This is a genomic window from Mesorhizobium sp. WSM4845, assembly GCF_055811455.1.
In genome coordinates this window covers 36,769-54,770 of sequence record NZ_JBVVQA010000033.1, presented here as the reverse complement: position 1 = coordinate 54,770, position 18,002 = coordinate 36,769, and the positions used below count along the sequence as shown (strand labels likewise).

General features: G+C 64.0%; 18 protein-coding genes and 2 pseudogenes. 9 read left to right on the top strand and 11 right to left on the bottom strand.

Going from position 1 to position 18,002, the window contains the following annotated elements; translation table 11 throughout:
- Positions 1 to 23: 23 nt before the first annotated feature.
- Positions 24 to 1,292, top strand: coding sequence for a diaminopimelate decarboxylase (lysA, locus tag AC0L2C_RS28330; RefSeq protein ID WP_473524965.1), 1,269 nt, complete (start codon positions 24 to 26; stop codon positions 1,290 to 1,292).
- Between the two features lie 75 nt (positions 1,293 to 1,367).
- Here the strand turns inward: lysA and AC0L2C_RS28325 are convergent, their stop codons facing one another.
- Positions 1,368 to 1,670 carry an ArsR/SmtB family transcription factor gene (locus tag AC0L2C_RS28325; RefSeq protein ID WP_128176068.1) on the bottom strand — a complete coding sequence of 101 codons (303 nt, stop codon included), beginning with the start codon at positions 1,668 to 1,670 and terminating at the stop codon, positions 1,368 to 1,370.
- Positions 1,671 to 1,720: 50 nt separating this feature from the next.
- On the opposite strand from AC0L2C_RS28325, the gene AC0L2C_RS28320 reads away from it, so the two are divergent.
- Positions 1,721 to 2,662 (top strand): threonine/serine dehydratase, encoded by a 942-nt coding sequence (locus AC0L2C_RS28320; RefSeq protein ID WP_128176070.1) that lies wholly within the window; start codon positions 1,721 to 1,723, stop codon positions 2,660 to 2,662.
- 173 nt (positions 2,663 to 2,835) lie between these two features.
- Complete coding sequence (locus tag AC0L2C_RS28315) at positions 2,836 to 5,484, top strand: TIGR02302 family protein (RefSeq protein WP_473524964.1); 2,649 nt, start codon at positions 2,836 to 2,838, stop codon at positions 5,482 to 5,484.
- Between the two features lie 12 nt (positions 5,485 to 5,496).
- Here AC0L2C_RS28315 and AC0L2C_RS28310 read toward each other — a convergent pair whose 3' ends face one another.
- Complete coding sequence (locus AC0L2C_RS28310; protein ID WP_091593075.1) at positions 5,497 to 6,354, bottom strand: LysR family transcriptional regulator; 858 nt, start codon at positions 6,352 to 6,354, stop codon at positions 5,497 to 5,499.
- A gap of 311 nt (positions 6,355 to 6,665) precedes the next feature.
- Here AC0L2C_RS28310 and AC0L2C_RS28305 point away from each other — a divergent pair, with 311 nt between their 5' ends.
- Positions 6,666 to 7,616 carry a DMT family transporter gene (locus tag AC0L2C_RS28305; protein ID WP_023797216.1) on the top strand — a complete coding sequence of 317 codons (951 nt, stop codon included), beginning with the start codon at positions 6,666 to 6,668 and terminating at the stop codon, positions 7,614 to 7,616.
- Between the two features lie 12 nt (positions 7,617 to 7,628).
- Here AC0L2C_RS28305 and AC0L2C_RS28300 read toward each other — a convergent pair whose 3' ends face one another.
- From AC0L2C_RS28300 to AC0L2C_RS28290, 3 genes are all read right to left on the bottom strand, one after another.
- A complete protein-coding gene (locus AC0L2C_RS28300; protein WP_287238194.1) occupies positions 7,629 to 8,000 on the bottom strand; it encodes a response regulator in 372 nt (123 codons plus the stop codon).
- Positions 8,001 to 8,061: 61 nt separating this feature from the next.
- A complete protein-coding gene (gene hpt, locus AC0L2C_RS28295; RefSeq protein ID WP_023797214.1) occupies positions 8,062 to 8,604 on the bottom strand; it encodes a hypoxanthine phosphoribosyltransferase in 543 nt (180 codons plus the stop codon).
- Between the two features lie 27 nt (positions 8,605 to 8,631).
- Positions 8,632 to 9,279 (bottom strand): hypothetical protein, encoded by a 648-nt coding sequence (locus AC0L2C_RS28290; RefSeq protein WP_128168725.1) that lies wholly within the window; start codon positions 9,277 to 9,279, stop codon positions 8,632 to 8,634.
- 194 nt (positions 9,280 to 9,473) lie between these two features.
- Here AC0L2C_RS28290 and ftsE point away from each other — a divergent pair, with 194 nt between their 5' ends.
- From ftsE to AC0L2C_RS28275, 3 genes are all read left to right on the top strand, one after another.
- The gene (gene ftsE / locus AC0L2C_RS28285) at positions 9,474 to 10,133 is read left to right on the top strand and encodes a cell division ATP-binding protein FtsE (protein WP_023797212.1); all 660 of its coding nucleotides are present in this window, start codon (positions 9,474 to 9,476) and stop codon (positions 10,131 to 10,133) included.
- Positions 10,126 to 11,112, top strand: coding sequence for a cell division protein FtsX (locus AC0L2C_RS28280; protein WP_473524963.1), 987 nt, complete (start codon positions 10,126 to 10,128; stop codon positions 11,110 to 11,112). The genes ftsE and AC0L2C_RS28280 overlap by 8 nt, the downstream gene beginning before the upstream one ends.
- Positions 11,113 to 11,193: 81 nt before the next feature.
- Positions 11,194 to 11,913 (top strand): YdcF family protein, encoded by a 720-nt coding sequence (locus AC0L2C_RS28275; RefSeq protein ID WP_128246093.1) that lies wholly within the window; start codon positions 11,194 to 11,196, stop codon positions 11,911 to 11,913.
- A 24-nt stretch (positions 11,914 to 11,937) separates the two neighbouring features.
- Here the strand turns inward: AC0L2C_RS28275 and AC0L2C_RS28270 are convergent, their stop codons facing one another.
- The 3 genes and pseudogenes from AC0L2C_RS28270 to AC0L2C_RS28260 form a co-directional block, all read right to left on the bottom strand.
- A complete protein-coding gene (locus AC0L2C_RS28270; protein ID WP_473524962.1) occupies positions 11,938 to 12,570 on the bottom strand; it encodes a pyridoxamine 5'-phosphate oxidase family protein in 633 nt (210 codons plus the stop codon).
- 12 nt (positions 12,571 to 12,582) lie between these two features.
- Positions 12,583 to 13,053 (bottom strand): annotated as a pseudogene (locus AC0L2C_RS28265) (nuclear transport factor 2 family protein).
- A gap of 20 nt (positions 13,054 to 13,073) precedes the next feature.
- Positions 13,074 to 13,625 carry a carboxymuconolactone decarboxylase family protein gene (locus tag AC0L2C_RS28260; protein WP_473524961.1) on the bottom strand — a complete coding sequence of 184 codons (552 nt, stop codon included), beginning with the start codon at positions 13,623 to 13,625 and terminating at the stop codon, positions 13,074 to 13,076.
- 106 nt (positions 13,626 to 13,731) lie between these two features.
- On the opposite strand from AC0L2C_RS28260, the gene AC0L2C_RS28255 reads away from it, so the two are divergent.
- Complete coding sequence (locus AC0L2C_RS28255; protein ID WP_473524960.1) at positions 13,732 to 14,643, top strand: LysR family transcriptional regulator; 912 nt, start codon at positions 13,732 to 13,734, stop codon at positions 14,641 to 14,643.
- A gap of 111 nt (positions 14,644 to 14,754) precedes the next feature.
- Positions 14,755 to 15,549, top strand: a complete 795-nt coding sequence (locus AC0L2C_RS28250) for a lysophospholipid acyltransferase family protein (RefSeq protein WP_023797205.1) — start codon at positions 14,755 to 14,757, stop codon at positions 15,547 to 15,549.
- Between the two features lie 25 nt (positions 15,550 to 15,574).
- On the opposite strand, the pseudogene AC0L2C_RS28245 reads toward AC0L2C_RS28250, so the two are convergent.
- The 3 genes and pseudogenes from AC0L2C_RS28245 to AC0L2C_RS28235 all read right to left on the bottom strand — a co-directional run bounded on the left by AC0L2C_RS28245 (position 15,575) and on the right by AC0L2C_RS28235 (position 17,980).
- Positions 15,575 to 16,191, bottom strand: a pseudogene (locus AC0L2C_RS28245) (LysE family translocator).
- Between the two features lie 147 nt (positions 16,192 to 16,338).
- Positions 16,339 to 17,286 (bottom strand): aldo/keto reductase, encoded by a 948-nt coding sequence (locus AC0L2C_RS28240; protein ID WP_128168732.1) that lies wholly within the window; start codon positions 17,284 to 17,286, stop codon positions 16,339 to 16,341.
- 115 nt (positions 17,287 to 17,401) lie between these two features.
- On the bottom strand, positions 17,402 to 17,980 hold the full coding sequence (locus tag AC0L2C_RS28235) for a gamma-glutamylcyclotransferase (protein WP_023797202.1): 579 nt from the start codon (positions 17,978 to 17,980) through the stop codon (positions 17,402 to 17,404).
- Positions 17,981 to 18,002 lie beyond the last annotated feature (22 nt).

The window sequence follows — 18,002 nt, the reverse complement described above, 5'->3', positions numbered from 1 at the left end:
CTCCAACTTCCGGAACCACTCTCGTGAACCATTTCGACTACCGCGACGGCGTGCTGCATGCCGAGGACGTGGCGATATCAGAGATCGCCGCAAGCATCGGCACGCCGTTCTATTGCTATTCGACGGCGACGCTGACCAGGCATTTCCGCGTGTTTGCGCAGGCCTTTGCCGGGCTCGACGCGCTGGTCTGCTATGCCATGAAGGCGAATTCCAACCAGGCTGTGCTAAAAATCCTGGCAAAACTCGGTGCCGGCGCCGACGTGGTCTCGGAAGGCGAACTGCGCCGCGCGCTGGCCGCCGGCATTCCGGCCAACAAGATTCTGTTTTCCGGCGTCGGCAAGACCGCGCGCGAAATGGATCTTGCACTCTCGGCCGGCATTTTGTGCTTCAACGTCGAATCCGAGCCTGAACTGGAATTGCTGTCGGCCCAAGCCGCGGCGTTGGGCAAGGTGGCGCCGATCTCGCTGCGCATCAATCCGGATGTCGATGCCAGGACCCACAAGAAGATCTCCACCGGCAGGGCCGAGAACAAGTTCGGCATTCCCTGGCAGAAGGCGCGAAAGGTCTATGCCCGCGCAGCTGAGCTGCCTGGCATCAAGGTCACCGGCATCGACACTCATATCGGCAGCCAGATCACCGAGTTGCAGCCCTTCGACGACGCTTTTGCGCTGCTGGTGGAGCTGGTCGGCGTGCTGCGCGCCGACGGGCACGCCATCGAGCATATCGACCTCGGCGGCGGCCTCGGCATTCCCTACCGCGTCGACAACAGCCCGCCTCCCCTGCCGGACGCTTATGCCCAGATTGTCAAGAAGCACGTCGCCAAGCTCGGGCTGAAGGTGATGTTCGAGCCGGGCCGGCTGATATCAGGCAATGCCGGCATCCTGGTCTCGCAGGTGATCTTCATGAAGGAGGGCGACGCCAAGAATTTCCTGGTCGTCGACGCCGCGATGAACGATCTGATCCGGCCGACGCTCTATGACGCCTTCCATGACATCAAGCCGGTGGTGCAGCAGCCGGCCGCGGCGCCGCGCATGACGGTCGACGTGGTCGGCCCAGTCTGCGAGACCGGCGATTATCTCGGCCTCGACCGCGATCTGCCGCGGCTGAAGGCCGGCGACCTGATCGCCGTCGCCACCGCCGGCGCCTATGGCGCGGTGCAGGCCGGCACCTACAACACCAGGCCGCTGGTGCCTGAAGTGCTGGTCGACGGCGACCGTTTCCATGTCGTGCGCCGGCGCCAGACCTATGACGAGCTGATCGGCCTGGATTCGCTGCCCGATTGGCTTGAATAGACCCATGATCCCGAAAAAGTGAGAACCGGTTTTCGGAAAGGATCATGGTCAAACAAGAATAGATCGTTTGCGGCGCTACAGCCGGTGCTGGAGGAGCGCCCTGGTCTCGGCGATCCTGCCTTCGTCGCGGCGATAGAACGTCCACTGCTTGATACGCTTGCTGCGCAGAAGGCCGGCCTGGGTCAGCACCCGCATATGCTCGCTGAGCGTCGCCTGGGTGATGCCAAGCTTTTCCGCAATCAGCAGCGCGCAGACGCCGTCCTCGACCAGATCGCCATCGGTCTGCGGCGGAAAATGCGCGCGCGGATCCTTCAGCCAATCGAGGATTTGCAGCCTGCGCTCGTTGGCGATCGCCTTGAAGACATCAACCTCTTGCATTTAGCCATTTTGCTAAGTTACTAAGTGATGTCAACCCTTGGGAGCAGACCATGCTGAACGGCAATAGCATCACCCGCGAACGCATCGCCGCAATGGAGCCGCGCATCCGGCCCTTCGTGCGCCACACGCCGGTGCTGCGCGTCGACATGGCCGATTTCGGCCGTCCGCCTCTTGGCGTCGACCTGAAGCTCGAATGCCTGCAGCATTCCGGCTCGTTCAAGGCGCGCGGCGCCTTCACCAATCTTCTCGAGCGGCTGGTTCCCAAGGCTGGCGTCGTCGCCGCATCGGGCGGCAATCATGGTGCCGCGGTCGCCTACGCTGCCATGCGGCTCGGCCACAAGGCGACCATCTTCGTTCCCGAAGTCAGCCCGCCGGCCAAGCTGGAACGCATCCGCGGCTATGGCGCCGAGCTGGTCGTCGGTGGCGCACGCTATGCCGAAGCGCTGGCCGCCAGCGAAGACTTTGCCGAAAGGTCCGGCGCGCTGCAGATCCATGCGTTCAACCAGGAGGAAACGCTGATCGGGCAAGGCACGCTCGGCCTTGAGATCGAGACCGACCTGCCTGAACTCGACACGCTGCTGGTCGCCGTCGGCGGCGGCGGCCTGATCGGCGGCATCGCCGCCTGGTTTGCCGGCCGCATCAGGATCATCGCCGTCGAGCCGGAGGGCGCGCCGACGCTTCATCGCGCCTTCGAGGCCGGCCGGCCTGTCGATGCGCCGACTGAGGGCATCGCCGCCGATTCGCTGGCGCCGAAGCGCGTCGGCGAAATGATGTTTCCGATCGCCGAGGCCTTCGTCGAGCGTTCCATACTGGTCAGCGACGACGAGATCATCGCCGCACAGACGGCGCTTTGGGACCGGGTGCGAATCATCTCCGAGCCGGGCGGCGCCGCGGCCTTCGCGGCGATCCTGTCGGGCCGCTACGCGCCGGCTGCGGGCGAGCGTGTCGCCGTGCTGGTCTGCGGTGCAAACGCCAATCCGGGTAAATTCTGACGATAGCGGGGGCAGTCCTGTTCACGTTTTAGGGAACTGCCTCGCCTTCGCCGTGTTTCTTGGTATGTTTGGAGCGACGTGCATCTAAGACTTTGAGTCCTTCGCATCCGATTTTCGGGCCGGTGCGATAGATTTGTGAGGTTCGGGTTATCCCGCCCGAACAGGAAGGGCCGATGACGCAACGACCCACCTTCACCAGCGATCGCAGCCTGGCCGGGCGCCTTGCCCTGAGCCGGCTGGCAACGCGGGTCTCGATGACGGTCGAGCGTGGCTGGCCGTTGCTGCTTCCACTCGTCATCGTCGCCAGCCTGTTCCTCAGCGTCTCGTGGCTCGGCCTCTTCCTTCTGCTTCCCGACATGGCGCGTATCGGTCTTGTGGCTGTGTTCGCCATCGCAGCCCTTGTCGCGCTCTATCCCCTGCGTTTCTTCCGGGTGCCGTCCAATGCCGAGATCGATCGGCGAATCGAGGCGGCCAACTTATTGCTGCACAGCCCGGTGCTGGTGCAGACGGACCGGCCGAGCGGCAGGGAAAGCATTTTTTCGCAAGCGCTGTGGCGCGAGCACCAGAAACGCATGGCCGAAAAACTCGGCAACCTCGGTGGCGACCTGCCACGCACCCGGGTGCCGGAGCGCGACCCGTGGGGGCTGCGCGCCGTGGCGGCGCTTGTGTTGGTCACCGCTTTCGCCTTCTCGTTCGGACCGTCGGGCGGCCGCATCGCGGACGGGTTCAGTGCCCACGCGGCGCGCGACGCCGTGCCGCCGCGCATCGACGCTTGGGTGACGCCGCCGGCCTACACCGGCAGGGCACCGGTCTTCCTCACTTCCCCAGCCCTCGCCAACCCGGCCCTCGCCAGCAATGCCAATCGGGCGCCATCCACCTTCACTGTTCCGGAAGGCAGCGATGTTTCGCTGCGCGTCACCGGCGGCTCGGGCGAGGAAACGCTGAGCTATGCCGACGCCGACGGCAACGCCCGCACCATCGAGCCGGCCGGTCAGCAGGCCGACGCGGCCAAGCCGGCGGCGGCAACGCCCTCCACGGCAACGCCCTCCACGGTGCGCCAGTTCACCGGCAAGCTGACGGCCAACGGCACGCTGACACTGAACTCGGGCGGCGACGAACTCGGCAGCTGGGCCTTCGCGGTGATCCCGGACAAGCCGCCGCAGATCCGCTTCGTCGGCGAGCCGAAACGCGCCGTCAACGGCTCCTTCGAGCTCAATTACCAGATCGACGACGACTATGGCGCGGCCTCCGCCAAGGCGGATTTCGTATTGGCCGACCCACCGGCGCCGAATGCGCATCCGCTCTATGGCCCGCCCGAAATGCCGCTGACGCTGCCGCGCCGCGGCGTCAAGGGGAATGCCGCCAAGACCACGAAGGACCTGACCGAGCATGTCTGGGCCGGCGGCGACATCAAGCTCAGGCTTGTCGCCACCGACGATGCCGGCCATACGGCAACCAGCGAAACCAGGACCCTGGTGATGCCGGAGCGGCCATTCTCCAATCCGCTGGCCAGGGCCGTGATCGAGCAGCGCCGCGCGCTGGCGCTCGACGCCAACGCCAAGAGCCGCGTGCTCGACCTGATGGATGCGATCACGCTCAGGCCCGAAGACACGTTCGACAATATAGCGCACTACCTCGCCATCATGAGCGCCCGCACCCGGCTGAAGATGGCCGACAGCGACGACAAATTGCGCGACGAGGTCGCCTATCTCTGGGAGATCGCGCTCGGCATCGAGGAAGGCAATCTTTCGGATGCCGAGCGGCGGCTGCGCCAAGCGCAGCAGGCGTTGCAGGACGCGATCAAGAACGGCGCCAGCGACGAGGAAATCGACAAGGCGATGAAGGAACTGCGCGAGGCGATGAACCAGTTCCTGCAGGAATTCGCCCAGCGTGCGCAGCAGAATCCGAACGCTCCGCAGATGCAGCAGAACGGCCAGGAGCTGCGCCAGAGTGATATCGAACGGATGATGGACCAGATCGAGAATCTGGCGAAGTCCGGCGATCGCGACAGCGCGCAGCAATTGCTTTCGCAACTGCAGGACATGATGAACAACCTGCAGGCCGGACGTCAGCAGCAGGGCGGCCAGCAGAACAGCGAAATGCGCCAGCAGATGGACAAGCTCGGCGAGATCATGCGGCGCCAGCAGGAGATGATGAACGAAACCTTCCGCATGGACCAGATGCAGCGCGGCCAGCAACAGCGTGGGCAGAACCGAGACGAGCAGCTCGGCGAGAACGGCGAGCAGGGCCAAATGGGCGAACAGGGCGAGCAGCCCGGCCCAGGCGAAGACCGCGATCCGCTCGGCCGGCCGAAGCCGATGACGCCGGAGGAATTCGCCGACGCGCTGAAGCAGTTGCAGGAAGGCCAGGGCAAACTGCAAAGCGAGCTCGACCAGTTGAGAAAGGGTCTCGAAGGTATGGGGCTCGAGCCCAATGAGGGATTTGGCGAGGCCGGCAAATCCATGGGCGATGCCGAACAGGCGCTTGGCGACAGCGATGGCGATCAGGCGGTCGGTCACCAGGGCCGCGCGCTGGAGGCGTTGCGCAAGGGCGCCAAGGACATGATGAAGCAATTGCAGGCCATGCAGGGCGACGAGGGCGACGGCCAGCGCGGCGGCCGCCAGCAGAATGCCGACCGCGATCCGCTCGGCCGGCCACGCGCCACCGAGGGTCCAGATTTCGGCGATTCGGTGAAGGTGCCGGACGAGATCGACGTGCAGCGCGCCCGCCAGATCCTCGACGCGATCCGCAAGCGGCTCGGCAACGCGCTCAGCCCCGATATCGAGCGCAGCTATCTGGAGCGGCTGCTGGAGTTGAAGTAAAGCCGGCCTGCTCTAACGGTTGGTGAACGCCTCGCGGATCGCCTCTTCCATGCTGACGATGGCCTCGCCGGAAGCGTTCGGATTGCGCCGCAGCACCACGTTCGAGGAATCGATGTCGCCGAATCCGTCGGCGGCGGTAAGCTCGCGGCAGCCGGCCGGGATGTTGCTGCGCGAGATCGGCGCAATCGCCAGCCCGGAGGTGACGGCAAGCCGCAGGCCGCCATTGGTATCGCTGGTATAGGCGACACGATAGGCGAGACCACGCTGTTCCAGCGACTTGATCGCAAAATCCTTGCACCAGCCGGCGCGATTGTAGAGCGCGATCGGCACCGGCCGCTCCTCATGCATATGGTGCAGCTCCGACGTCACCCACACGGTGGGATCATGCATCAGCACCTCACCGCCGGAGAGGTCCTGCCATTCGAACACCACCGCCAGATCGAGCTCGCCGGCGGCGAGCGCCGCGATCTGCGCACCGGAATGCGCGTAGCGGACGGTGATGTCGACCTGAGGATGGCGCTTGGCAAAGGCGCCGAGAGCGCGCGACAGGATCGCGTGGCCATATTCCTCCGGAATGCCGATGCGCACCGGTCCGCCAAGCGGCGTCGCGACCATCGATGCCGCCGTCTCGTCCAGCAGCGACACGATGCGGCGGGCGTTGACGATGAGTTCGCCGCCGCGGCGCGTCAGCGCCACACCCCGCGAGCCGCGCTCGAACAGGCTGTCGCCGACCATATCCTCGAGCTTCTTCATCTGCATCGAAACCGCCGACTGGGTACGGCCGGCCTGCACCGCAGCCTTGGTGAAATTGCCGGCGTCGGCGACCGCGACGAAGGTGCGCAGCAGATCGCTGTCGAGCGTGGGCTTCATTTGTCCGCCATAAGAAAATCTGATCGCTGGCATCATTCCAATTCGTTTGCAACATGTCAAACGGCGGATAATAGTCGCTTCACCCATTGGATATGCGGCTGCGAAAACGGCTGCGGACCAAAAAGTCCTCACTCGTACCCGCTGCCCGAAATGGTGGCGGGTTCTTTTTGATGCAGGTCGCCCAAAAGCATGTCCTCGGGCCTGACCCTGGACCTGACCCGAGGGTGCGAAGCGGTTTTGGGCGATATGCATAAAACAAAGTTACGCGGGCCCGGCTCTCGGGCCGCGCACGCAAGGAGCCGTCGAACGACATGCAGAACCGGATCGTCCTCGGCATGGCAAGCCTTTGCCTCGGCGTTCTGGTGTTCTCGCTCCAGGATCCGCTGATCAAGGCCGTATCGGGCACCTATCCGGTGACCGAGGTGATGGCGATCCGCTCGATCGTCGCCCTGCCCATTCTTCTCGTGCTGGTTCATGCCGATGTCGGGCTCAGGGCGATCTTTTCGAAGCGGTTTCGCATGCTGACGATGCGCGCCTTGATCCTGTTCACCTCCTACACGCTCTACTACCTGGCGATCGCCGCCCTGCCGCTTGCCGACGCGGTGGCGCTCTATTTCATGGCACCGCTGTTCATCATGGCGCTTGCCGGCCCCTATCTCGGCGAACGGGTAGCGGGGCAGACGCTGGTCACCGTCATGGTCGGCATGCTCGGCGTGCTGGTGATGCTGCGACCCGGCGCCGGGCTGTTCGACTGGGCGGCGCTGCTGTCGCTGGCCTCGGCGGTGCTGTACGGTTTTTCGCAGTTGATGGCCCGCAAGATCGGCGACACCGAATCATCCACGGTCATGGCGTTCTATCAAAACGGCGTCTATCTCCTGGGCGCTGCAGCGGTCGCCGGGCTGTTCTGGCTGGCAGGAATAGCTCATGCCACGCATCCGAGCCTCGAATTCCTGGTCAGGCCATGGATCTGGCCGACGTCAATCGACTTCCTGACGATGGCCGCCTGCGGCGTCGTGGCTTCGGCCGGGATGATCTTGTTGTCGCAGGCCTACCGGCTGGCGCCGGCCAACGGCGTCGCCACCTTCGAATACACCGGCATCATCTGGTCGCCGCTGTGGGGCTTCCTGTTCTTTGCGGAAGTGCCGCGATCGACCACCGTCATCGGCGCCGCCCTCATCATCGGCGCCGGTCTGTTCGCGCTCAACGCCAGCCGGCGCCGGAGCAGCGCGCCGGCAATCGCAGCGACCTGCGATCCGGCCTGACCGCGCGGAATCTTAAGCAAAACAGGCGAGCGCCTGTTCGACGCGCACGCGGATTTCGGCCAGCGTGAACGGCTTCTGCACGACGTCCACAATGACGCCGTTCAATTCCTCGGCGCGCTCGCGCTGGTCGGCATAGCCGGTCATCAGCAAGATCTTCATCGCCGGGAAAAGCGATGCAGCCGCCTTGGCCATTTGGATGCCGTCCATCTCCGGCATCCGGATATCCGAGACGACAAGGTCGTAGCCGCCACGTGCAGCGCGGATCAGGGCAAGCCCTTGCGCGCCGTCGGCGGCGATGTCGATCATATGCCCGGCGCGTTCGAGCGCGCGAGCGGCGAGGGTGCGGACGGATTCATCGTCCTCGACGATCAGGAGCTTTGCCATAGCGGAATTTTGGCGTGGAAAAGTTGACTTTTCCTGAACCGCAACCGCATCGAAGATAAATCTAGGCGTCGCCCTTTACGACGCCGACAAACGGCAGTTCGCGAAAGGCGTGGGCCACATCCATGCCGTAGCCGACGACGAAATAGTCGGGGCAGTCGAAGCCGACATAGTCGGCGTTGAGCGTGGTCTGGCGGCGCATGCGCTTGTCGAGCAGCACGGCGATGGCGCAGCTTTTGGCGCCGCGCGACAGCATCAGGTCGCGGGTGAAGGACAGCGTCTTGCCGGATTCGAGGATGTCGTCGATCAACAGCACGTCTCGGCCGGCGACCTCATTGTCGATGTCGCGCAGCACCCTCACCTCGCCGCTGGTGGTGCCGGCGCCGTAGCTGGAGATGAAGATGAACTCGACCTCCGGCGACAGGCCGACATCGTGCATGGCGCGGATGAGGTCGGCGGCGAAGATGAACGATCCCTTCAGCACCGAAATCACCAGAAGGTCGTGATAGTCGTGCCCGGCGATCTCCTTGGCGAGCTCCAGATTGCGGCGGGCGATCGCCGACGCCGAAAACAGGACCTCGATATCCTTGCCGCGCACAATTGGCATTGGCTGCCCTTCCAGAAATGATCGCCGCTAATTGGCGAAGGTGACCGAGACGGTCTTGACCCCGTTTCTAGGCACGTCGAGCCGGCTGGAAAAGCCAAATCTTTCGCCGGGCGCCAGCGAACGGTTGAATGTCGCCAGCCTATAACGGGTTGTGCGCCTGTCATTGCCGGTGACCCGGACTTCCAGCGGTGGCAATGGCGACGGGCTGGCGCCGTCATTCGCGGCCTCGCCACCGACGAACAGGACAGGTTGCGGCCCGGACGCATCGATACGCGACGTAACGCCTGAAATGGTCAGGGCAGCGCCCGCTTGTCGCGCCGCCAGAAGAAGCGGCGTCTGGCGCACCAGCGCGTGCCCGCCCGAGATCCAGAAGGCTGCAAACGCGGCACTGAGGCCGGCGATCCAGAAGATCGGCCCGCCGCGCGACGCCCGCAGCCGTTCCATCGCCGCTACCGGCTTGCGCAGCATGTCCATGCCTTTGATCGATGGCGTGGTGATCACGCGCAAAAGCGGCGGTGAAACGCCCGTGCTGGCGGTTAAACGCGGCAGCACCTCGTAGTCGGCGTCGACGATGTCACCAGGCGGATCACGCATGATGCGTTCCGGCGCAGGATTTGCGGCCGTATCGGTCATGATTTCGCCGGAAACCGGGCGCGCGGTTCGATCGTCAGCCATCGCGGCCTCAGCACTTCGCACTTGTTCGCTCTTCGTTTCTTATGCGTAAACGGAAATGGTTAACGTTTCCCCCGGAAACCCCTTGTGACGCGCCCAAAAAACCCCAAAATTAACCGCCGGTTAACCATGCCGGCCGATGGTCTTTTCTCAGAGAAGGCTGCCTCGTCGCCGCCGCAAGTTTCAGGTCGTCGAACGTGATCCGCTTCGAAAATGTCGGCCTCCGCTATGGCATGGGTCCGGAAATCCTCCGCGACATTTCCTTGCACATACCGGAGCGCTCCTTCCAGTTCCTGAGCGGCCCTTCGGGCGCCGGCAAGACGACGCTGCTGCGGCTTTTGTTCATGTCGCTCAAGCCGACGCGTGGGCTGATCACCATCTTCGGCAAAGACCGCTCGCGCATCTCGCGCGCCGAGCTGCCGCATCTGCGGCGGCGCATCGGCGTGGTGTTCCAGGACTTTCGCCTGCTCGACCACATGACGACCTATGAGAATGTGGCCTTGCCGCTGCGCGTGCGCGGGCGCGAGGAGGCCAGCTACCGCACCGATGTGACCGAGCTCTTGAAATGGGTCGGTCTTGGCGAGCGCATGCATGTGCTGCCGCCGGTGCTGTCGGGTGGCGAGAAGCAGCGCGCCGCAATCGCCAGGGCGCTGATCGAGCAGCCCGAAATCCTGCTTGCCGATGAGCCAACCGGGAATGTCGACCCGCCGCTGGCGCGACGCCTGTTGCGGCTGTTCATCGAACTCAACCGGCTGGGCACCGCCGTGGTGATCGCAACGCACGACCTCGGCCTGATGGAACAGGTCGACGCACGCCGCATGATCCTGTCCGGCGGAAGGCTGGATATCTATGACTGACCTTTCCGCTCGCCATGTCGAAGACCAACACGCTGACAGGGCTGGGACGCAGCGCGTTCAGCGCAAGATGGCGCCGATCGTGCCCGCCCAGAACATCGCCGGCCGGGCGCTGGTCCTGGTGATCGCCATCATGACATTCCTCTCCTGCCTGACCTTCGGCGCGGTGACGCTGGTGCGCGACACCGCCTCGGTCTGGGAGAACCAGATCTCACGCGAGGCGACGATCCAGATCAAGCCGATGGACGGCCTCGACATCGAGGCAGCACTTGCCCAGGCCTCGCAGATCGCCGGCGAATTCCCTGGCGTGAAGAGCGCCAGGATCGTCGACCGCGATGCCACGGCGCGGCTTTTGGAACCCTGGCTGGGTTCGGGTCTCAACATCGACGAGCTGCCGGTGCCGCGTCTGATCATCGTCACCATAGACGAGACCAACCCTCCCGATTTCGCCGCAATGCGCGCCGCGATCACGCCGAAACTGCCCAGTGCCTCGCTTGACGACCATCGCACCTGGGTCGACCGGCTGGTCGCCATGGCCCGCACCACGGTGACCATCGGCATCGCCGTGTTGGCGCTGATGCTGGCGGCAACCGTGCTGACCGTGGTGTTCGCGACGCGCGGCGCCATGGCCGGCAACGGCCACATCATCGAGGTGCTGCATTTCGTCGGCGCCGAAGCGCGCTTTATCGCGCGCGAATTCCGCCACCACTTTCTCGTCACCGGCATGAAGGGCGCCGCCGCCGGGGGTGCGGCGGCGGTGTTCGTCTTCATCGTCTTCTCGTGGTGGTCGTCGCGAAACATGGCGACGCCGCAGGCCGATCAGGCGACCGCCCTGTTCGGCAATTTCGCCATCGGTTCGGCGGGCTATCTCGGCGTTGTTCTCATGGTGCTGGTCATCGGTGCGCTGACGGCGGCAACCTCCCATGTCACCGTCGTCACCTATCTCAGCGACATCGATGTCCGCCAGCCGGAAGCAGGGTGATCACGAATAGAGAATTAGCGTAACGAAATTTGTGCTTTCCGACCTACTAAACGCCGTATTTCAGAGTTAACGATAAGGACGATGGACGCGCGCGACTCGACCGGAATGGCTGGACAGTTGCCCTTGGTGATCACGCGTTCTAGCGAGCGCGTCAAGCCCCGCCGATTGGCGAGCGCGCTACGCATCTCAGCTTTCTTTCTGCTCGTGCTGGCAACGTTGTTTGCCGGCGGCTTTGGCTGGTTCGCCAGCACCGTCAGCCGTCTCGCGACGCCCGCCAATCCGGCAAGGGCCGATGCCATCATCGTGCTGACCGGCGGCCATTCGCGTCTCGACGCGGCCATGGGCCTGCTGGCGTCCGGCAAGGGCGAGCGGCTGCTGATCAGTGGCGTGCATCCTTCCGCCAGCCGCCGCCAGCTTCAGGTCGCGACCCGCGGCGACAAGGAATTGTTTTCCTGCTGCGTCGACATCGACCGTGCCGCGCTCGACACGATCGGCAATGCCGAGGAAAGTGCCAAGTGGGTGGAAGACCACGCCTATGGCACCGTGATTCTCGTCACCAACAACTATCACATGCCGCGCAGCCTGCTGGAAATGGGCCGGCTGCTGCACAAGGCCAAGCTCGAGCCCTATCCGGTGGTCAACAGCAATCTTGGCAATGGCGGCTGGCTGACCAAGCCGAGAGCCTTGCGCGTGCTGTTCACCGAATACAACAAATATCTGCTTGCGCTGGCGCGCGGCATCGTGCCGGTCAAGCCAACGCCAACCGGAATCGCGCTGGCCGAGGCTGTTGCGCCGAACTGAGCCGATCTGGAACCGGCAGCGCTATCATTCCTTGAGCGTGGCGCTTGAGACGCTGCGCAGCCGCGCGATCTCGTGTTCGAGACGTTCGATACGCTTGTCCCGCTCAGCCAGCGCCGCCGCCACATCGGCCGCTTCGAAACGCTGTGGAATGTGCTGCGGGCAATTGGAATCCCAGGCCGAAACCGTGAACAGGATGATCTGCTCCGGGCGCGCCTTGTAGCCTTCCGGCATCAGCTTCGCCATCAGTTCGGCGTCCTGCTCGACGACCCGCGCGGTGCCCCAAATCTTGATGCGCTGCCGATGCGCATAGTCGATCAGGAACAGGAAAGCGCGCGGGTTGTCGTCCAGATTGCCCTGGGTGATGAATTGCCTGTTGCCAGAGAAATTGACGAAGCCGATCGTCCGCTCGTCAAGCACCTTGAGGAAGCCGGCCGGCCCGCCGCGATGCTGGATGTAGGGCTGGCCCTCACCATTGGCCGTCGACAGGAAGACGCTGGTCTGCGCCTCGATGAAGGCGGCGAGATCGGGCGTGATATCAGCTTGCCAACTGCCGCGCTGTTCGACGCGGGCATAGGCCTCGCGTGAGCCTTTGCGGGCCTGGATCGCCTTGACGGTTGGCGTAAAGGCGACATCGCTGGTGAAGACTTGAGCATTCATCGAAAGCCTCCTTCAAAGGCCGAGTTCCGATAGAGAGGGATGACCGTCCGGCCGGCGGCCAAGCGGCCAATGATATTTGCGGTCGGCCTCGAGGATCGGCAGGTCGTTGATGCTGGCGATGCGCAGGCGCATCAATCCAAGCTCATCGAACTCCCAGTTCTCATTGCCGTAGCTGCGAAACCACGAGCTTCTGTGGTCGTGCCATTCATAAGCGAAACGCACGGCGATACGGTTGTCGCGGAAGGCCCAGACCTCCTTGATGAGCCGGTAGTCGCGTTCGCGACCCTATTTGCGTGTGAGGAATGTCTGGATAGCCTCGCGCCCTTGCAGGAACTCGGCCCGGTTGCGCCAGCGGCTGTCGATTGTGTAGGCAAGCGCGACCCGTGCCGGATCACGGGAGTTCCAGGCATCCTCAGCCATGCGTGCCTTCTGTGCGGCGGTCTCGGCGGTGAATGGCGGGAGCGGCGGGCGGCTTTCAGACATGGGAACTCCTTGCGACTGACTCAGGCTGCCCTGCGGGCAGAAACGACCGGAAAGTCGATTTCCGTCCTGGCGACCTCATTGACATAGTTGGTCCAGACATTGAGAGCGACATGCTGGACGATCTCGATGATCTGCGCATCGTCGTAGCCTGCGAGCCTGACGGCGCTGAGATCCTCGTCACCGATATGGCCGCGGTCGCGCGCAATCTTGGTGGCGAAACGCACGGCTGCGGCGGCCTTGGGATCGTTGGAACTGCCCGCGCGATTGGCGACCATTTCGGCATCATCAAGCTTGGCGAGAGTCTTGCCGAGATAGGTGTGAGCGGAAAGGCAGTAGTTGCAGCCATTGACCTCGGCAACCGCCAGAGCAATGCGCTCGCGCGTCGGCGCGGGCAGTCGGCCTTTGGCAAGCGCTCCAGACAGGCTGAGATAGCCTTCAAGCGCAGCCGGGCTATTGGAAACAAGCCTGAAGAGGTTAGGCACGACGCCGAGTTGCTTCTCGACGGCATGTAACATCGGCTGCGACGCAGCAGGCGCGGCCTCTATGGACGCTGGTGTAGGGATGCGGGGCATCGGCATTCCTTCTCGTTGATCAGCTCGCCGCCAAAACATGGCCCCTTCCATCGCTCGGATGTAGATGCCATATTTGCAACCTATCCTTCCATTTTCCGGGAGAAATATGGATCGCCTCGAGGCCATGTCGCTTTTTGTCGCCGCGGCGGAGGCCGGCAGCCTTTCGGCCGCTGGACGCCGTTTCGGCATCCCGCTTGCAACGGTCAGCCGCAAGGTCTCCGACCTGGAGCGGCATCTGAAGACGCGTCTTCTGAATCGCTCGACGCGGCAGCTGACGCTGACCGACACAGGTCACGCCTACCTCGCTGCCTGCCGTCGCATTCTCGACGAGGTGGGCGAGGCCGAGCGGACTGCCGCCGGCGAATACAGCGCCCCGACGGGCGAACTGATCATCACCGCACCGATCGTCTTTGGCCGCCTGCATGTGCTGCCGGTCGTCACCGGCTTTCTCGCTGCCTACCCCGACGTGGCTATTCGGCTGATGCTTGCGGACCGGATAACCCAGTTGACCGAGGAGCACATCGATCTCGCCGTCCGCATCGGCCAGCTTCCCGACTCCAGCCTTGTGGCCACCCGCATCGGCTCGATCCGGCGCGTTGTTTGCGCAAGCCCGGCCTATCTGGCCGAGCACGGCACGCCGGAGGCGCCGAAAGACCTCGCAGCACACAACTGCGTCACCTTCGAGGGGCTCACCGCTCCCGCCGCATGGACTTTTGCCACGGGCAAGACCGACCTCACCGTTCCGATCCGCTCACGACTTCGGGTCAACACCGCGGAAGCGGCGATCGATGCCGCGATTGCCGGCATCGGGTTAACAAGGGTGCTTTCCTACCAGATCGCAGCTGCAGTGCGGTCGGGCACCCTCTGCACCATGCTGGAGGCATTCGAGCCGCAGCCATGGCCGGTCAGCCTGGTGCATGCCGGCAATGGCCTGCTGCCGGTGAAACTGCGTGCGTTTCTCGATTTCGCCGCCCCACGCCTGAAGAAACGGCTGGTGCAAGAGACGTGGCAGGCCTGACGAACGGGCCGCGGCTTCATCAAGGCGGATCGATCTCCGGCCATCGCACGGTTTCCTTTTTGCCCGCGCTTGGTGTAACCAACGCACACCTCCTCACCGGGCTCTTCCTGCATGCTTTATGTCCGCTCGCTGGCGTTCAACTTCGTCTTCTACGTCAATCTGATCGTCCAGATGATCCTCTGGACCCCGTACTATTTCCTGTCTCCGCGCCACCGTGCCTGGTTCGTGCCGAAATTCTGGTCACACACCAGCATGTGGCTCTATGACAAGATCGCCGGCACCAAAAGCGAGATCACCGGCCAGGAAAACCTGCCCGAGGGTTCCTTCATCCTGGCGCCGAAGCACCAGTCCTTCTGGGACGCGATCGCCTTTTTCCCGTTCCTGCAGGATCCGATCTACATCCTCAAGCGGGAACTGACCTGGATCCCGTTCTTCGGCTGGTACATCCTGAAAATGCGGATGATCCCGGTCGACCGCGGCAGCCGCTCGAAGGCGCTGAAAGCGGTGGTCGCCGCGACCAGGCAGGAGCTGGCGCGCAATCCCCGCCAGCTGATCATCTATCCCGAGGGCACGCGCCGGGCGCCGGGCGACGAGCCGGCCTATAAATACGGCATCGTCGAGCTCTATACCCAGCTTGGCATTCCGGTGGTGCCGGTCGCCCATGTCGCCGGCCTCTACTGGCCGCGGCGGAAATTCCTGCGCTATCCCGGCACGATCAAGGCCCGCTTCCTGCCGCCGATCCCGGCGGGTTTGGGCAAGCAAGAATTCATGGAACGGCTGATCGGCGAGACGGAAGCCGCCTGCGACCAGCTGCTCATCGAGGCGTCCCAGGCGCCAAACCCGCCGCCAATGCCGCCGACGGCGGTAAAGCGGCTGGGGGAACTTGGCTCCGATACCCCGACCTGACCATCTAAGCTTGCGGCACTGTCCCCTAGCGAATCACAGCCAGCGCCGTGGTCAACACCAGTGTTGCCGCGAACGTCAGATTAATGATCCGCGAGGCTAGCGGCTTGCGCAAGAACCGCGCAACGCTGCCCCGGCGAGAAGCCACAGGACATGGATGGCGACGATCATCGAAGCGAGGACCGCCAACCTTATTCCTGCATCGAGCTCACCGGCGGACGACGTGCCGGCAAATACGGCGGCAATCGCCACATAGGCTTTCGTGTTGGCGACGGCCAGAAGAAACCCGCCGAGGAATGTGGGACGCGCCGCCCCGCCGCTACGCACGGCCAGAGGCGGGGCCGTTGCTATCTTGAAGGCGAGATAGAGGATGTAGGCTGCGGATGCCACTGCCAGGAGCGGTGTGAGCGTCGGCACAGAGGCGAGCATGGTCGTAATGCCCGTCGCCACGACCAAAAGCACGGCGACCGTACCAAGAATGATGCCCGAGGCATAGCGGAGCGAATCGCGCAGGCCGAAGGCGGCGCCGACGGCGGTGACGCTTATCGTCGCCGGCCCCGGACTGCCCATCACGACCGCGGATGCCAGCACAAGCGCGAGCAATTGCTGCCATAGTTCCGGATGGGAAAAGACCTGTTCGGCCATCTGTATACCAGTATCCAGGCGCGATGCCGGCAAGGGTATGGCAGGGCACACCAGGGCGTCTTGAACGATCGTGCAGGGAGCCTTCCGGCGCAGGCCACGCAGGATTCTTGGCTGCTGTTTGATCAAGCCGCCGCTTCGCGCTGGCGTCTATGCGCTCGCGCTGTCGAGCTCGGCGATATCGTCCGGGCTGAGCTCCAATGATGCGGCGCGGACGAGGCTGTCGACCTGGTCCAGCGTCGTGGCGCTGGCGATCGGCGCAGCTACGCCGGGCCGCGCGATCACCCAGGCGAGCGCCACTTCCGCCGGCTTGGCCGAGTGACGCGCCGACACAGCGTCGAGTGCCGCCAGGACGCGCATGCCGCGCGCGTTGAGATAGTTCTTCACGTCGTCGCCACGCGCGCTTTTGCCGAGATCGGCTTCGCTGCGGTACTTGCCACTCAAAAACCCCTTGGCGAGGCTGAAATAGGTGATGACGCCGATATCCTCGGCCATGCACAGATCGCGCAGCGGTCCATCGAAAGAGGCGCGATCGTAGAGATTGTATTCCGGCTGCAGCACCGAATAGCGCGGCAGGCCCCGCAAGCTTGCCACGTCGAGCGCGGCGCGCATCTGGCCGGCATCGAGATTGGAGGCGCCGACGTGGCGGATCTTGCCCTTGTCGAGCAGCTTCTGATAGGCGCCAAGCGTTTCCTCGTAAGGGGTGGCCGGGTCCGGCCAGTGCGACAGATAGAGATCGACGACATCGGTCTGCAGCCGCTTCAGCGACGCATCGATGGCCTTTTCGATATAGGCTGCGGAGAGGTCTTTCCTGCCCTGCCCCATGTCCGACCCGACCTTGGTGATCACCACAACCTTGTCGCGATTGCCGCGGCTTTTCATCCATTTGCCGATGATCGTTTCGGATTCGCCGCCCTTGTTGCCGGGAACCCAGCGCGAATAGGCATCGGCGGTGTCGATGGCGTTGAGGCCGGCGCCGACGAACCGGTCGAGCAGGTCGAAAGAGGTTTTCTCGTCGGCGGTCCAGCCGAAGACGTTGCCACCCAGAACCAGCGGCGCGATGGACAGGTCGGTTTGACCGAGACGACGTTTCTGCAAGACTGATCTCCGTGGGGAATGGAAAGAAGCGGGCGAAAAGCCCCGTGACCGGCTTAACCTATGGCGGGCCGCACCAACGTCAAAGGGCCGGCCGACTTTTCCACCGACCAGCGCTTCACAAAGGCGCGATCCGTTTCGCCACCTCTTCCAGCCAATGGTCGCGGATCCCCAGCGCCTCGAGGTGCTCCAGCGTGCTGGACACGTAGTCCTCATTCTTTCCCGACTGGCCGACGGCGCCGCGAACGACGCTCGCCGCATCGGCCGCATCGAGCGCACCGGCATATTGCTCGTGGGTACGGTCGACGACATAGGCGACAGCCTCGACCGTCTCGCCTCCGTCCGTCTCGCCGCCATTCTCGCCCCAACCCTTGTCGGCCTCACGCGTGCCCCCCTTGTCGAGGCGAATGCTAAGCATGCGCTCGAGATAGACATTGGTGACCAGTTCGCGCTCGCGCAGATAGGTGATGACCTCGTTGCGCAGATCGCCGGGGACGCGGAAAGCCAGCCCGATGCAGGAGCCGCCACGGTCGAGGCCGAGCACCAGGCCGGGCCGTTCGCGCGTGCCGCGATGCACGAAGGAGTAGACGCACAGCGAGCGGCGATAGCCATGGAGGCGGGCCCGCCGCGTCTCGACATGCGCAAATCCCGGCCGCCAGATCAGCGAGCCGTAGCCAAAAACCCAAAAATCGCCCATATCGCCAAGCCTGGTTGCAGCA

Bases quoted from the DNA above. Each gene is read 5' to 3' on its own strand.
- AC0L2C_RS28325 (WP_128176068.1), bottom strand. From the start codon at position 1,670: ATGCAAGAGGTTGATGTCTTCAAGGCGATCGCCAACGAGCGCAGGCTG.
- AC0L2C_RS28320 (WP_128176070.1), top strand. From the start codon at position 1,721: ATGCTGAACGGCAATAGCATCACCCGCGAACGCATCGCCGCAATGGAG.
- AC0L2C_RS28315 (WP_473524964.1), top strand. From the start codon at position 2,836: ATGACGCAACGACCCACCTTCACCAGCGATCGCAGCCTGGCCGGGCGC.
- AC0L2C_RS28310 (WP_091593075.1), bottom strand. From the start codon at position 6,354: ATGAAGCCCACGCTCGACAGCGATCTGCTGCGCACCTTCGTCGCGGTC.
- AC0L2C_RS28305 (WP_023797216.1), top strand. From the start codon at position 6,666: ATGCAGAACCGGATCGTCCTCGGCATGGCAAGCCTTTGCCTCGGCGTT.
- AC0L2C_RS28300 (WP_287238194.1), bottom strand. From the start codon at position 8,000: ATGGCAAAGCTCCTGATCGTCGAGGACGATGAATCCGTCCGCACCCTC.
- hpt (WP_023797214.1), bottom strand. From the start codon at position 8,604: ATGCCAATTGTGCGCGGCAAGGATATCGAGGTCCTGTTTTCGGCGTCG.
- AC0L2C_RS28290 (WP_128168725.1), bottom strand. From the start codon at position 9,279: ATGGCTGACGATCGAACCGCGCGCCCGGTTTCCGGCGAAATCATGACC.
- AC0L2C_RS28280 (WP_473524963.1), top strand. From the start codon at position 10,126: ATGACTGACCTTTCCGCTCGCCATGTCGAAGACCAACACGCTGACAGG.
- AC0L2C_RS28275 (WP_128246093.1), top strand. From the start codon at position 11,194: ATGGACGCGCGCGACTCGACCGGAATGGCTGGACAGTTGCCCTTGGTG.
- AC0L2C_RS28270 (WP_473524962.1), bottom strand. From the start codon at position 12,570: ATGAATGCTCAAGTCTTCACCAGCGATGTCGCCTTTACGCCAACCGTC.
- AC0L2C_RS28260 (WP_473524961.1), bottom strand. From the start codon at position 13,625: ATGCCCCGCATCCCTACACCAGCGTCCATAGAGGCCGCGCCTGCTGCG.
- AC0L2C_RS28255 (WP_473524960.1), top strand. From the start codon at position 13,732: ATGGATCGCCTCGAGGCCATGTCGCTTTTTGTCGCCGCGGCGGAGGCC.
- AC0L2C_RS28250 (WP_023797205.1), top strand. From the start codon at position 14,755: ATGCTTTATGTCCGCTCGCTGGCGTTCAACTTCGTCTTCTACGTCAAT.
- AC0L2C_RS28235 (WP_023797202.1), bottom strand. From the start codon at position 17,980: ATGGGCGATTTTTGGGTTTTTGGCTACGGCTCGCTGATCTGGCGGCCG.